Origin of the sequence: Paracidobacterium acidisoli, from assembly GCF_003428625.2 — a bacterium.
Classification (GTDB): domain Bacteria; phylum Acidobacteriota; class Terriglobia; order Terriglobales; family Acidobacteriaceae; genus Paracidobacterium; species Paracidobacterium acidisoli.
Window position 1 is genome coordinate 714,888 of sequence record NZ_QVQT02000004.1, and the last position, 14,695, is coordinate 729,582.

Here is a 14,695-nt window from a genome sequence, read left to right on the forward strand (position 1 = left end):
TGTACCAGCGCGTCGCATGGAAAAATCGGTTCTTCGCTCTGCTCAGCTGTCGTCCCGATCTTCCGCGTCGGACGTCTCCAGGGCTGCCAGCGCATCCTCATCCACATCCCATTTCTTCAGAATGCGGAAGATCACGCCCGTTGAAAATCCGGCCCGCATCAGCATGCGCATCACCCGCGCCGCCTCTTTTTCATTCGATGGCTTACGAATGCCCTTGCGCTCCAGATGCCGCCGCGCCAGCTCTTCCTCGCTCACGCCCTCATAGGCCGCGTCGAGCGTCTTCGCAATCACCTCAGTCTCGACGCCCTTCATCATCAGGTCCTGCTTCACGCGCCGCTTGCCGAAGCTCGCATTCTCCTGCCGCAGCCGAGCATAGTCCTGCGCATAGCCGGCATCGTTCAGGTAGCGCTGCTCCTTCAGTCGCGCCACCACCGCATCCATCTTCGCCTCGCCCGCTTCGCCCTGCTCGACGCGTGCGCGCATCAGCCGTTTGATCTCGGCAACCGTGCGCATCCGCCGCCCCAGCGCCTTGATCGCATATTCGTACAGCGCCGTTTCCTCGAGCGGCTCCGATTGTTTCTTTGCACGGCCAAATGGCATACGTTACTGCACCTTCGTCCACTGGTCGACCCAGTCGTTGACCGTCCTGTACCACAGCTCCGAGTTCTGCGGCTTCAGTATCCAGTGGCCTTCATCGGGAAAGTACAGCATCTTCGACGGCACCTTCATCCGCTGCAGCGTATCGAAGAGCTGATACCCCTCGGACACATCCAGCCGATAATCGAGCTGCGAGTGCACCACCAGCGTCGGCGTCCTGAAGTTCGTCTCCGCCAGCATCGGCGACCATCTGCGATACAGCGCCCGATTCGTCCACGGCGTTCCTTTAAATTCCCATTCGTTGAACCACAGTTCATCCGTCGTCCCATATGCCGACTCGGTGTTGAACATTCCGTCATGCGTGACGATGCACTTGAACCGGTGCGTATGCCCCAGAATCCAGTCCGCCATGTAGCCGCCGTAGCTCGCGCCCAGCGCGCACTCGTGCGACTTGTCGATGAATGAAGAATGCAGCTCCGCATAATCCAGCCCGCGCATCAGGTCGATATATGGCTTGCCGCCCCAGTCGCCGTTCACGCCATCCACAAATGTCTGCCCGTATCCCGTCGACCCTCGCGGATTAATCATCACCACGACATATCCGCTCGCCGCAAACAGCTCCGCGTTCCAGCGATAACTCCACTCATCGCCCCACGCCCCCTGCGGCCCGCCATGAATCAGAAACTTCACCGGATACTTCTTCGCCGCATCGAACCCCGGCGGCTTAATAAGGAATCCCTGCACTTTCACTCGGTCGATCGAAGGAAACCAGAACGACTCCATCTTCGGCATGTCGAGTTGTGCGAGCAGCGCATCATTCAGATGCGTAACCGCATCGACAGCGCTGTGATACAGCGGCAGAGGTCCATCGCGGTTCAGGCCGATGACGGCATCGTGTCCCATCGCGCTATAAGCTGCATCCGGCCTGTCGCGAGCGATCCGCACCACCTCTGCGGGAGTCGTCACCTCCATGCGTGATGCGATCAAAGCCTTGCCATCCGCGGTCACATGCAGATCGCCGAACGCTCCGTTTGTTGTCAGCTGCATCGCCGCGCCCGGCAGCTTCACCATGTACACCGGCTCTTCGCCCGCATCTCCCGCTGCAAAATAAATCCGCTGCGAATCCGGTGCCCACACAAACTCATCCACCCAGCGATCAAAGCCCGGCAGCATATCTTTGAGCTGTTTCGTTGCGCGATCGTACAGCACCAGACGGAAGCGGTCGCTCTCATATCCTGCCCGCCGCTGCGAGCGCCACGCAATGTACTTCCCATCAGGCGAGTAGCGTGGCGTAAAGTCTCCGCCGAGGCTCGTTGAAATCTTCACCGGCTTCGCATTCGCGTCATCCAGCCGCAGCGTGAAGATGTCTGAATTCGTGCTCAGCGCCGGATCATCGACCTTCTTCTCCTCGTACGCAATCTCCCGGCCATCCGGAGAGAACGCGTATCCCGTCGGCCCACCCAGCGAGAACGTCGGCACATCGTGCTCGTCACCCGCATTCAGATCGCGCGGCGTGCCGCCATCTGCATCCACCAGAAACAGATGGCTACGCTTGTCGCCCGTGAACACATCCCAGTGCCGATACAGCAGATGCGTAAAGATGCGCGCCTTCACCTTCGACTCGGCCCGCTCCTCATCGCGCGCCTTATTGCAACCGTCATCGTTACAATCCGGATACACCGCCGACGTAAACAGAATCTGCCCTCCATCCGGCGACCAGATCGCCCCGTCGGTCTCCGTGCTCAGATGGGTCAGCCGATGCGCCTCGCCCATCGTTCCCGTCGCGGTGTCGAAACTCGCCAGCCAGATCTGCTCGCCGCCTTCCCGTCCGCTCTCGAAGAGAATCTCTTTCCCGTCCGATGAAAAACGCCCGCCGTTTTCTCCCGCCATCCACTCCATCAGCGCGCGGCTCTTCCCGCCTGCCGTCGGCACCAGCCACAAATGAGGAGTGCGCGTATTCTTTGCGAGGTCCACATCGGTCGCCGAAAACAGAACCCACCTGCCATCCGGAGACACATCGATATCCCCCAGCCGCCGCATCTTCATCATGTCGTCGAAGGTCATCGGACGCCGTGCCGGCGTCTGGGAAAAACTCGTCGCGGCCATCGCTGCCAGCATCAGCGCAGCCGCACACCAGCGGCCCGGAGAGATCCTGTCGAATCCGGAGAAGCGCTTTTGCGGAATCACCGCACCATCATACTCGCTGCATCCTTGTCTTCATTGTCCCTGATCGTTGGCTCAGGCAACCACTTCTCCCTGCAGCCGGTCTGCTCCGGTTCCGGCATGAGTCGGCAATTCAATCACCACCGCAGAACCTCGCGGCAGCAGATTGCTTGCCGTGATCTCCCCGCCATGCTCGCGAATGATCGAATAGCAGATGCTCAGCCCCAGCCCTACGCCCTCGCCCGCCTGCGTGGCCGTGAAGAACGGATCGAAGGCGTGGATCGGGTCCACCCCGCGCGGGCCGGTATCTGAAACCACAACCTGTACCCGCCTGCCCGCCCGCCGCACTTCCACCTTCAGCCGCCGCTCTTCATCAGGAGGCATCTCCGAAAGCGCGCTGATGGAGCTGTTCATCAGGTGCAGCAGCACCTGGCGCAGCTGATCGCTGTTGATCCGGACTCCCGGCAGGCCATCGGCCACACACACCTGGAAGTCGATGCCTTTGCGCTCCAGTTCGTTGCGCCGCAGCTTTTCAATGTCGTGCACGATCTGGTCAATCGGCGCCATTCCCGGATCACCGTGCGAGGGCCGCCAGAACCGCACCATGCTTTCGATAATCCGCTTCATGCGCCGCGCCTCTTCCCGAATCACCTGCGCATATTCGCGCATGGCGTCGTCCGCATCGCTGTCCTGAATCAGCTCTGCATATCCCAGCACCACCGTCAGCGGATTATTCAGCTCATGCGCCACGCCGCCGGCAATCTGTCCAAGTCCGGCCAGCTTCTCCGACTGCACAACCCGCTGCACCAGCAGATTGCTCTCCCGCGCAGCCGCAATACGCGCCACCAGCAGCTCCAGCGGCAGCACATCGTCTGCCCGCAGCGGTGTTCCCGCGTCACGCAGCCTGCTCAGCAGCACCAGCCCCTCCAGCATGCCCGACCGCGTATACATCGGAACCACATAGGCGGTGGTGTAATTCAGCAGCTTCAGCTCGTCTCCTGGCTCGAACAGATAAGACAGGTCCACACGCGCCGTATTGCCGATCTCGAACTGAAAGTACTTTGTCCTGCTGAACTCGCGAATCCTGTCCGGAGTCAGTCTCCCTGCCAGCGCATGCAGTGCGCCCTGCAGAGCTCCTTCCATGCCCGCCTTGCCTGCCAGCCCGTAGACGCGATCCGCATTGCACAGAACAATCGCTGCCTGGCTGAACCGGCTTTGCGCCACAATCGTCTCGCAGATGCTGTCGTAATGCTCCACGACGTCCCGATACGGGTCCAGATACAGGTCCAGCCGCGAATACTGCTCCAGCTCGATGCGTGCGCGATGATCGCGCTGCCGGCTTGCTTCATTCGCCGCCAGCTCCTCTTCCAGAACCAGAACGATCATGCCCGCCGCCGTAACCACTTTGACCAGGCTGAGCGTTCGGATCAGCGCTGCCGCCGTTGCATGAGCAATGGTTGCCAGGTCGAAGAAGTAGAGTGGCAGTCCCCAGTAAAGCAGCCCGCATACGGTAAAAATCACTCCCGGACTCAGTCGCCGGTACGCCAGCACGAAAAGCAGCGCCGTCATCAGGAAGATGCCGCTGTGCGCCAGCTGCAGCGTCTCTTCAAAGCGGCCATTCCATGTCAGCACCAGACACACCAGGCCAACGGCTGCTGAAAAGGGAGCCGTAAACCATACCGGCGCCAGGTTCTTCAGCGAGCTCCAGTGAATGCCCGTATAGACGGTCGCCAGAGCGCACACCAGCAGCACGGCCTTTATGCCCGCTCCAGGCACCGGATACAGTGACCCCAGCACCGCATAGACCAGCAGGGGAAATCCGAAGGCGGCCACATACGGAACCCGTCCGCGAAACCGCAGCGGCGAAACCGACCCCAGAAACATCAGCGGAATCAGCTCGAAGCAGGCGTTACTCAGCGCGCGTGCCGCCGGTGTCATCTCCGGATGCCAGATGCGCAGAGCCAGCTGCGCTGCGGCCAGCAGCCATCCGGTCAGCCACAACAGCCGCTGCATCGTGCGCGCTCGTAAATAAAGAGCGCCGAACACAGTACCCAGCGCGCAAAGAAGAGCGAATGAGGGCACTCTGTAAAGTTCTTCGGTCATACTGGCACGTTGTTTACGATCGAGTGTACGCTTCAGTAACCCCGGCACGGAATGAAAATTCACCCCTCATGGCACCATCGGTGATCTTCCGTTCATCACTTTTGTTCTCCGGGGCGTCTATCTCTCATAGACAGGAGTCTGGTGCCGTGCCGCGTTCTTTCCTTTTCCGATCCTCGCTCATTGCCGTGTGTGGCGCGCTCTGCTTTTCCGTGGCAGCCATCGGCCAGGTATCGTATACCTCCATGCCGCTTGACTCCGGCTTCGGACCTCTCGATAACTCAGCGCCGCCCGTCCCCGCGCAGCAGATCATCGATCAGTTCGCGGCAAAGGAAAGCATCTTCCGCAAAGCTCTCGACAACTACACCTATCAGCGCAGCGTTCGCGTGCAGACCCTGGACGATGACAGCAAGCCCGACGGTGAGTACTACGAGGTCACCGACATCGTCTTCGATCCCGGCGGCCACCGCACCGAGCATGTCGTGGATGCGCCCGAAAGCACCCTTCAGCGTGTCATGATGTCTCCGGCCGATTTTCAGGACATCGAAGAGCGCCTGCCCTTCGTCCTCACCACCGAAGACATCGCCCAGTACAACGTCACCTACGTCGGTAAGGAGAAGGTCGACGAGGTCGAGTGCTACGTCTTCGATGTGGCTCCCAAAGTCATCGAGAAAAAGAAGCGCTACTTTCAGGGCCGTATCTGGGTCGATGAAAAGGATCTCCAGATCGTCGTCACCAACGGCAAAAACGTTCCCGACGATCTCCGCAAGGGACATGAAGACCTCTCCATCCCCTTCGTCACCTTCCGCCAGCAGATCGACGGCAAGTACTGGTTCCCGGTCTATACGCACGGGGACGGCATTCTGCACTTCTCCGGCGGCAATGGGTATATGAGCCAGAGCGTGCACCTGCGCGAGACCCTCAAATACACCAACTATCAGCAGTTCGGCGCAAGCATTCGCATTCTCATGGGAGGACAGGATATCGGAGGGGATCAGAAGGGCCGGCAAAATGGCCAGCAGCCGTCCTCTTCACCGCAGCCTTCTTCGCAGCCGCAGCACTAAGTTTTGTCCCGCGGCAGAGCAGTCATCCCGTCGGTGCGAAGAAATCTGCGTTAAAACAGTGCACTCGGTCGACCCTGAAATATGACAAAGTTCTGTCATGATTAGCCGGAATACTCAGCAAATCCCTCTGTCTGCCCGTTCAATCCGGCATTCCGCCACTTGCCGGGACATGCGCTCCTCCAGCTGAAAGCCGGTGCCTGGCACGCTGCTCTGCTGCTACCATACTTATGGGTGACGTTTTTCCGCCGGGGAAGCGCAGGGTGTGACCTGGTCCGCCAGCGCTTTCTACTCCCTCGAATGCACCATCAGCGGCAGGCGATTCGTACCTGTGGAGGAACCATATTGTCCAGGCATGAACGATTTCTCTTTACCTCGGAGTCTGTCACCGAGGGCCATCCGGATAAGATTGCCGATCAGATTTCCGACGCCATTCTCGACGCCTGTCTCGAACAGGACCCATACAGCCGTGTCGCCTGCGAGACCCTGACCGCGACCGGCCTGGTCGTCATCGCCGGCGAGATCACCACCCGTGCTTACGTCGATTTCCAGTCGCTCGTTCGTGGCACGGTTGCAGCCATCGGCTACGACAACGCCATCTATGGCTTCGATTCCAACACCTGCGCCGTCATCTCGACCATCAATAAGCAGTCCGGTGACATTGCTATGGGTGTTGATACCGGCGGAGCTGGCGACCAGGGCATGATGTTCGGCTACGCGACCAACGAGACGCCGGAGCTGATGCCCACCGCCATTGCTCTCGCGCACAAGCTCACGCGCCGCCTCTCGGAAGTGCGCAAATCCGGCAAGCTCGCTTACCTTCGCCCCGACGGCAAAAGCCAGGTCAGCGTCGAGTACGACGAGAACCACCGGCCGGTTCGCATCGATGCCGTCGTCATCTCCACCCAGCACGCCGAAACCGTCAGCAATGAAGAGCTGCGTGCCGACATCCTGAAGCACGTCATTCAGGCCGTGCTGCCCGGCGAGCTCCTCGACGAAAACACCAAGTACCACATCAATCCCACCGGCCGCTTCGTCATCGGCGGACCCATGGGCGACACCGGCCTCACCGGTCGCAAGATCATCGTCGACACCTACGGCGGCATGGGCCGTCACGGCGGCGGCGCGTTCAGCGGCAAGGACCCGACAAAGGTCGACCGCTCGGCCGCTTACATGGCCCGTTATATCGCCAAAAACATCGTCGCCGCCGGCCTCGCCGACCGCTGCGAAGTCCAGCTTGCCTACGCCATCGGCGTCGCCGAGCCGGTCAGCGTTCTGGTCGATACCTTCGGCACCGGAAAGATTGAGTCCAAACGCCTCGAAGAGCTCGTGCGGGCCAACTTCCAGCTCACCCCAAAGGGCATCATCGAGAGCCTGCAGCTGCGCCGCCCCATCTACCGCAAAACCGCAGCCTACGGCCACTTCGGACGCACCGATGGCGACTTCACCTGGGAAGCCAGCGACAAAGCCGCTGCTCTGCGCGAGCAGGCGCAGCTCAGCGAAAAGGCGGCTGGATAGCCGCATCGCTTCTATCCACTTGCGGGGCAGGTCGCACAGACCTGCCCCCTTCACTTTTGCAGGCGGAATACGCTCGTTTATGAAGCCACGCGCAGCCGCAGCTGCTGAAATCCCGGATGCCGCGCAGCGATCGCTCGTCGGGCAGCTCCTGGCTTCAGCCACCCATCGCAAGCCTGAAATGCTGCGCCGGCTCTCTGAACTGGTGCATATCGAATCCCCCAGCGGCGACAAGGCCGCCGTCGACCGCGCCGTTGCCTCTGTTGCCTCTTGGTGCGAAGCGGCCTCGGGCCGTGTCAGGCTGCACCGTCAGCGGGAGTTCGGCAATCTGCTCGAAGCCTCCTTCCGCCCGCGCCGCTCGTCCTCTTCAAAGCCAATTCTTCTTCTCGGCCATCTCGATACGGTCTGGGAGATCGGTACGCTCCGCAACATGCCGTGGCGCGAAGAAAAAGGCCAAATCGGCGGTCCCGGCATCCTCGATATGAAGGCCGGTGTCGTCATGGCTCTGACCGCCCTGCAGATTCTGCAGGAGCACAACGCTCTCTCCCGTCCTGTCATTTTGCTGCTCCACAGCGACGAAGAAGTCGGAAGCCACGTGTCGCGCCCGCTCACCGAAAAAATCGCCTGCCGGTGCGAAGCCGTCTATGTGCTGGAGCCGGCGCAGGGCGATCAGGGAGCTTACAAGACCGCGCGCAAGGGAATAGGGAATTACCGCCTCGATGTAAACGGCATCGCCTCGCACAGCGGCGTCGATTTCTCCGCCGGCCACAGCGCCGTTCTCGAGCTTGCCCGCCAGATCGAGCGCATCGCCGCTCTCACCGATCCAAAGCGCGGCATCACCGTCAATCCCGGCGTCATTGGCGGAGGCACGCGCTCCAATGTTGTGGCCGCTCACGCCTGGGTTGACATCGATGTGCGTATCGCCCGCGCCGGTGATGCACCTCGCATCGACCGCGCACTGCGCCGGCTCCGCCCCGTGGACCGCAACTGCTCGCTCCACATCAGCGGCGGCCTCAATCGCCCTCCTATGGAACGAACCCGCGGAACCGTCGCCCTCTTCCGCCGCGCGCAGCACTTTGCCGCGGCTCTCGGCTTTTCGCTTGAAGAAGCCGCCACTGGCGGTGGCTCCGATGGAAACTTCACCGCGGCTCTGGGCATCCCCACGCTCGACGGCATGGGAGCAGTCGGAGCCGGTGCGCACGCTGCCCACGAGCACATCCTTGCCGCGTCGCTCATCCCCCGCACGGCGCTCCTCGCTGCCATGCTCCTGTAACGTGCCGCGCTGAAATCACAGGTCTTCCGGTACGCATTACGCCGGCCCGCCCGTTTGCATCATGCGCATAAGCGGTTGCGGCAATTGACAGTCTTTGCAGCGCCCACATACGATTAACCCGCCTTAACACTCTGCTTTTCCACCATCGGACAAATCCAGGCATGCATTGGTCTCAAACGTATCTGCTCTTTGGGAAGGGCCTGGCCTTTTCGGCGGCCCTTGCAGCGACGCCCGTTCTTACGCTGCTTCTGCTCCTCGGCGTCTTCCGTAAAGCAGCGTGGATCGCCGGTCTCTCCGGACTTGGCGTCACGTTTCTTCTCGCCATCGGCGCCTATCACATGCCCACGCTCACAGCCGTCAGCGCGGCCATGGACGGAGCTGCCTTCGGCCTCTTTCCCATCTCATGGATCGTCTTCTGGGCCATCGCTCTCTTCCGCGTCACCGAAGAGACCGGAAAGTTCGAGATCATCAAGGATTCCGTCAGCCGCCTTACGCCCGATCGCCGCCTGCAGGCTCTCCTGATCGCCTTTGCCTTCGGCGCTTTCATCGAAGGCGCTGCCGGCTTCGGCACGCCGGTCGCCATCGCCGCCACCATGCTCACCGGCCTCGGCTTTTCGGCCTTTGGAGCATCCGCGCTCTGTCTGCTCGCCAACACCGCCCCCGTGGCCTTCGGCTCCATCGGCATCCCCGTCGTGACCCTCGCCGGAACCACCGGCCTCCCGCTCGACAAGCTCAGCGCCGCGGTCGGCAGCTTCTGCGCCCCAGTATCGCTCATCCTGCCCGCGTATCTGGTCATCGCGATGTGGGGCATGCGCGGCATCTCGGGAATATGGCTCCCAGCCGGCGTGGCCGGCGTGGTCTTCGCCTCCGTGCAGTTTTTTGTCTCCCATCACGTGGGGCCGCAGCTGACCGACATTCTGGCCTCGCTCACCGCGATGATTGCGCTCGTCGTCCTGCTGCGTGTCTGGCATCCCACCGCGGAGCAGACCGCCGAGTATGCGTTCGAGAAGCCGAAAGCAACCGGCAAAATCCCCGAGCACACCACGCTGCAAGTCATGTATGCCTGGCTTCCTTATGGATTGCTGGTCATCTGCGTCCTCCTGTGGGGCTATAAGCCGATTCAGACATTTCTCAACCTGGGCACGTACTCCTTTCACTGGCCCTTTCTGCACAATGTGGTGCGGCGTATGGCTCCCATCGTCAACCGGGCCACACCCTATCCTGCCGTCTTTAATCTCAATTGGTTCTCCGCCTCCGGAACCTCCTGTATGACGGCGACCGTGCTCTCGGCCATCTGTCTCCGTATGAGTCCCCGGCACTTCTTCCGTGTCCTGGTCTCCGTCGCCTGGACGCTGCTGCTGCCCACCGTAACCGTCACATCCGTGCTCGCCATCGCCTTCCTGATGAATTACTGCGGCGCAACCGCGACCCTTGGCCTGGCTTTCTCCGCCACCGGAGTTCTGTTCCCCTTCTTTGGCTCCATGCTCGGCTGGCTGGGAGTCTTCCTCACCGGATCGGATACTTCATCGAACGCGCTCTTCGGCAACCTCCAGGTCATCACCGCTGGCCGCCTCGGCCTCGACCCCATCCTGCTGGCAGCCACCAACTCCGCCGGCGGAGTCATGGGAAAGATGATCAGCCTGCAGACCATCGCCGTTGCCGCCGCTGCGACCGGCCTCTCCGTCTCCGATCAGGCAAAGCTCTTCCGCTTTACTCTGAAGCACAGCATCCTGCTGGCGAGTGTCATTGGCGCGCTGGCCCTGCTATACGTCTACGCCTTTCATTTCCACTGGGCCTGAGCCGCCCGCCACGGAGAACACTGATTTATGCCGGACCCTTCCGCGCAATCCCCCAAAATGCAGATGCTGGAACGAAGAACCTTTCTTAAGCTGGTCGGCGCCGCAGCCGTTACTGCCGCGCAGGATGCCGTCGCTCTTCCAGCGCATACCGTTGCCATCGTCGTCGATCCCGATTCCGCCATCACCCGCAGTGAGCCGGTCTCCTGGGCCGTAAAGACACTGCAGGATGCGTTGTCAGCAAAGGGAATCGCCGCCACTCTCAGTGCATCGCCGCAGGAAGGCTCGCATTCATTTGTCGTAGTGGTGGCCCCCGCCGGCTCGCCACTCGTGCGCTCCTTCGGCAGCCTCCCGCATCTCGAAGCGCCCGAAACCACTGCGCTCATCCCCGGAAAGCTCTCCGGCTCGCCTGCCGTCCTCGTCTCCGCCATCGATAACCGCGGCTTCGTCTATGGCCTGCTTGAGCTCGCCGATCGTGTCCGCTTCGACGCCGATCCCTTCGCCGCGCTGCATCTCGCCGCTCCCGTCGTTGAAACCACGCCGAACAAGGTCCGCAGCGTGCTCCGCGCCTTCTGCAGCGAGATTGAAGACAAATCCTGGTACTACGACCGCGGCTTCTGGACCTCCTATCTCGATACCCTTGCCGCCGCCCGCTTCAATCGCTTCAACTTTGCCTTCGGCTTCGGCTACGACTTTCCCCGCGGCGTTACCGGCGATTACTTCCACTTCCCGTATCCCTACCTCGTCGAGGTTCCAGGCTACGAGCAGGTGCGCATCGATCCGCCGCTTGCGCCCGGTGAGCGCCGCCGCAACCTCGAGACGCTGCAGTTCATCGCCGCCGAGACTGCCCGCCGCGGCCTCGAGTTTCAGCTCGGCATCTGGACCCATGCCTACGCATGGACCGACAGCCCACACTCCGATCACCGCATCCTCGGCCTTACCCCGGCCACGCACGCCCAGTACTGTCATGACGCGCTCGCGATGATCCTCAAAGAGTGCCCGCAGATCACCGGCCTCACGCTGCGCGTTCACGGAGAAAGCGGTATCCCCGAAGGCAGCTACGATTTCTGGCAGAAGGTCTTCGACGCCATCGCCGCCGCCGGCCGCCCCGTCGAAATCGACATGCACGCCAAGGGCATCAACCAGATCATGATCGACATGGGCCGCAAAACCGGCATGCCGGTCAAGGTCGGCCCCAAGTATTCGGCGGAGCACATGAGCCTCAGCTATCACCAGGCTGACATCCGCGAGTATGAAATTCCCCGTCCCGACCGGATGGAGTCCGGCGTCTTCAATGTCTCCAACGGTGCCCGCCGCTTCACGCGCTACGGATACGCCGATCTCTATCAGCAGAACAGCGGTTACGAGATTCTCTACCGCCTCTGGCCCGGCACGCAGCGCCACCTTCTCTGGGGAGATCCCGCACTTGCCGCCGGCCTCGGCCGCACCGCTAATTTCTGCGGCGCTGCCGGCCTCGAAATCTGTGAGCCCCTGACCTTCAAAGGCCGCGAAGGCTCCGGCCATCCCGGCGGACGTACCGCGTACACCGATACATCGCTTGCCGCCGTTGCGCAAGATACGGACAAATTCCGCTACGGTTATCTGCTCCTGGGCCGCATGCTCTACAACCCCGATACGCCGCAGGAAACATGGCGTCGCGGCCTGCGCCGGACCTTCGGTGCCGCCGCCGCTCCGGTTGAAGCCGCTCTCGCGCACTCCAGCCGCATTCTTCCGCTCGTCACTTCGGTCTATCTCCCCTCGGCCTCGAACCACGCCTACTGGCCGGAGATGTACACCAACATGCCCGTCGTCGTCGGCAGTGAGCCTTCCCCTTACACCGACACCGACAAGCCCTTCTGCGTGGCAAACTGCAGCCCACTCGATCCTCAGCTTTTTTCGTCTATTGCCGGTCACGCCGGTGATCTGCTCGCCGGCAGGCTCAACCCGCGTTATTCACCGGTCGAAGCAGCGCAGTGGCTCGAAGAGCTCGCGGCTGCCTCGCAGCAGGCCCTCGATGAGGCCCGCCACTCCGCCGGTAGACGCGCCGCCTCTCCTGCACTGCGCCAGGTCGAGGAAGATCTGCTCATCGTCAATGGACTGGGCCTCTTCTTCGCGAATCTCTTCCGCAGCGCCATGCTCTGCAGCATCTTTGACGCCACCGGAGATCCCGAAGCTGGCGCGCTCGCTCTGTCCCATTACAAAAAAGCGCGCGATGCCTGGAGCACCATGGCCAAACGCGCTTCGGGCGTCTACGTGTCCGATGTCAGTTATGGCGATGTCCCGCAGCGCCGCGGACACTGGCTCGATCGCATCGCCGCCATCGACACCGACATCGCGGCCATGGAAGAGAAGGTCTCTGCAAAACGTTCTGATTCCCGTTCAGCCTCTGTGGCCATCCACGCCGTGACCGCGCATTTCCAGCGCGCCGCCGTCCCCTGCGCCCACACCCCCGCCACAGTCTTTCATCCCGGCAGCGAGCTTTCCGTTTCACTCGGCGTCCCGTCCGCTTCTGTCACCGGAGTCACGCTCTGGTACCGTCACGTCAATCATGGCGAGCGCTGGAAATCCACTCCCATGCAGCGCCGGAGCGGCAGTTACCGCGCCGCTGTTCCCGGAGAATACACAGATTCCCCCTACCCGCTGCAGTATTACTTCGAGCTTCGCTCCGCATCGTCCGCGTGGTTCTACCCCGCCTTCGACGACACGCTCTCGAACCAGCCTTACTATGCCATCTTCAAGCGCAGCTGAATGTGTGCCGCGAGTTGAAGGCGCTCATGATTCCCGCGCAGAGACTGCAGTCTGAATCGCTGCGGTCTCTGTATCCAGACTGCGCCCGCGAGTCTCCGGTCCGCAGGCAACCGAGATCGCCGTAATGCAGGCCAGCGCCACGACGTACCACGCCACCAGATGTGGCGATCCGCCGCCCGCAGCCAGTAATGCCGTGGCGATGATCGGGGCTATGCCGCCCGAGAGCGGCGAGGTCACCTCGCGCGCAACCGAAAATCCCGTATAGCGCACGCTCGCCGGAAACATCTCCGCGAACCACGGACTCTGCGCTGAAGTCATCATGATCTTCGCCACCGAGGAGACGACAAAGAGCGCCGCGTACAGCATGAAGGTATTGCGCGTCCGCAGCATCGCGAAAAAAGGAAAGACGAAGAGCCCGGAGAGCACTGCGCCTCCAAAATAGACCGGCTTCCGCCCCACCCTGTCCGAGAGCCATCCGAACAGCGGCACGGTCAGAAACTGCAGCGCCGCGCTGACCATCAGCGCGGAAAGTATGCGCGGCCGTGGTATATCGAGCTGCTGGGTCGCATACACGATGATGAAGGACTCATAGATATACGCGAGCGAGTTGTCGCCCAGACGCGCTCCCCATGCGCAGAAGATCTCCCGCCGCGCCACGGCAAAAAGATCCCGCAGCGGCGCGCGCGACGTGTGCCCCAGCGCTCTGAGGTGCTCAAAGACCGGTGTTTCGCGCAGCGTCGATCGCAGCAGCATCCCCAGCGCCACCACCAGCGCGCTCAGCAGAAACGGAATACGCCATCCCCACGCGACAAACTCCTGCTGCGGCAGTGCCGAGGCCCACGAGAAGCTGACAAGCGAAAGCAGCAGACCCGCTGCAACTCCCACATACGGCACCGCGCCGTAAAGGCCGCGCCTGTTTGCAGGAGCATATTCAATCGTCATCAGCACCGCTCCGGCATACTCGGCGCCCGAGCCAAAGCCCTGAATGGCGCGCAATACTACCAGCAGTATTGGCGCCCATATTCCGATCTGCATGCTGGTCGGCAGCAGGCCAATGGCCGTCGTCGATCCGCCCATCAGCAGCAGCGTAATCACCAGTACGCGCTTGCGCCCGATGCGGTCGCCGAAGCGGCCGAAGACAACGCCGCCCACCGGCCGCGCAAAAAATCCCACGGCAAAGGTCGCATACGCCAGCAGCGTTCCGATCAGATGCGAGTATGACGGAAAGAACAGCTTGTTGAAGATGACCGCGGCCGCCGTCGCGTAAAGATAGAAGTCGTACCACTCCACCGCCGTGCCGATAATGGCGCTCAGCAGAGTGGTGCGTATCATCCCGCGCGTAACGGGCGGCATCTCCTTCTCACCGTTCATATTTGACTTGGTATTTTTGGATGAAGTCCTGATCGAGCTCCCATCCGAGGCCTGGTCGGTCGGGCAGGGTG

The 14,695-nt window shown here is 61.7% G+C and carries 9 protein-coding genes; 5 read left to right on the top strand and 4 right to left on the bottom strand.

Translation table 11 applies throughout. The annotated features are described in order from the left end of the window. Positions 1-42: 42 nt before the first annotated feature. Genes D0Y96_RS14145 through D0Y96_RS20775 form a run of 3 tightly spaced genes read right to left on the bottom strand, consistent with a single transcriptional unit; the run spans position 43 to position 4,842 of the window. Positions 43-600, bottom strand: a complete 558-nt coding sequence (locus tag D0Y96_RS14145; protein WP_117300933.1) for a regulatory protein RecX — start codon at positions 598-600, stop codon at positions 43-45. Positions 601-603: 3 nt separating this feature from the next. Beyond that, positions 604-2,784, bottom strand: coding sequence for a prolyl oligopeptidase family serine peptidase (locus tag D0Y96_RS14150; RefSeq protein ID WP_350449077.1), 2,181 nt, complete (start codon positions 2,782-2,784; stop codon positions 604-606). Between the two features lie 51 nt (positions 2,785-2,835). Further along, the gene (locus D0Y96_RS20775) at positions 2,836-4,842 is read right to left on the bottom strand and encodes a sensor histidine kinase (protein WP_158562392.1); all 2,007 of its coding nucleotides are present in this window, start codon (positions 4,840-4,842) and stop codon (positions 2,836-2,838) included. Between the two features lie 167 nt (positions 4,843-5,009). Between D0Y96_RS20775 and D0Y96_RS14160 the strand changes: the two genes are divergently transcribed. From D0Y96_RS14160 to D0Y96_RS14180, 5 genes are all read left to right on the top strand, one after another. Next, on the top strand, positions 5,010-5,924 hold the full coding sequence (locus D0Y96_RS14160; RefSeq protein WP_117300937.1) for a LolA-like protein: 915 nt from the start codon (positions 5,010-5,012) through the stop codon (positions 5,922-5,924). A gap of 342 nt (positions 5,925-6,266) precedes the next feature. Beyond that, on the top strand, positions 6,267-7,439 hold the full coding sequence (gene metK / locus D0Y96_RS14165; RefSeq protein WP_350449078.1) for a methionine adenosyltransferase: 1,173 nt from the start codon (positions 6,267-6,269) through the stop codon (positions 7,437-7,439). Positions 7,440-7,518: 79 nt separating this feature from the next. After that, positions 7,519-8,709: a M20 family metallopeptidase gene (locus D0Y96_RS14170; protein WP_350449079.1), complete on the top strand. Its 1,191-nt coding sequence runs from the start codon at positions 7,519-7,521 to the stop codon at positions 8,707-8,709. A 161-nt stretch (positions 8,710-8,870) separates the two neighbouring features. Further along, positions 8,871-10,508, top strand: a complete 1,638-nt coding sequence (locus tag D0Y96_RS14175; RefSeq protein WP_117300941.1) for an L-lactate permease — start codon at positions 8,871-8,873, stop codon at positions 10,506-10,508. Positions 10,509-10,535: 27 nt separating this feature from the next. Further along, on the top strand, positions 10,536-13,253 hold the full coding sequence (locus D0Y96_RS14180; protein WP_117300943.1) for an early set domain-containing protein: 2,718 nt from the start codon (positions 10,536-10,538) through the stop codon (positions 13,251-13,253). 24 nt (positions 13,254-13,277) lie between these two features. Here the strand turns inward: D0Y96_RS14180 and D0Y96_RS14185 are convergent. Then, positions 13,278-14,695, bottom strand: a 1,418-nt coding sequence (locus D0Y96_RS14185; RefSeq protein ID WP_215601623.1) for an MFS transporter, incomplete at its 5' end; no start/stop codon positions are given.